Below are 605 nucleotides of genomic sequence, written 5' to 3'. Positions count from 1 at the left end.
CAATGAGGGATGACTGTACTCAAAGCAAAAACATGAAGAAAGTGATTACTCGGCATATCTATAGCGATGCCGTAGAGAGAGCAAATCAAATGCGGCTCTCTTCCTATGGCAAGAAGACTTATCGACGTCGAAGTGAAACAGTAGAACGGAGCTTTGCAGATGCCAAGCAACATCATGGTCATCGTTATGCTCGCTTCCGAGGTCTAGCCAATGTGCAAATGCAATGTTGGTTGGCAGCGGCAGCCCAAAACATCAAAAAGATAGCGTTGGTGGTGAACTATCTACGAAAAATGGGCTTAAATATGGCAGAAATAAGGCAGATACTTGCTTCTGTATACCCATGTAATGAATGGAAACTTCTGCGCACGATATAACAAAAAAAATCACGATCGCGACCTACGGTCGCTTCCAAAAAAGAACCCCACTTAAAAAGCGGGGTTCGTCATCAATCTGACCTCGCTTAAAGCGAGGTCATTGTTTTATCTCGATTTCAGAGCTCATTTCGCATTGAGCTTGGAGAATCGTAAACTCGGTTAATCGTAGATAGTAGGAATAGGTTGGCGTTTGTGTTGCGTGGCCTTGTAAATACTCACTAGACGCGCACT

At 44.0% G+C, this 605-nt stretch carries 1 protein-coding gene; it reads left to right on the top strand.

All coding sequences use genetic code 11. The features are described 5' to 3' along the window. Positions 1 to 374: transposase (locus CIK04_RS19225; RefSeq protein ID WP_176463379.1), on the top strand; the 374-nt coding region annotated here is incomplete at its 5' end. Positions 375 to 605 lie beyond the last annotated feature (231 nt).

This window comes from Vibrio sp. 03_296, assembly GCF_002265885.1.
Note: the sequence above shows the minus strand (reverse complement) of the source record. Positions and strands in the feature narration are given on the sequence as shown.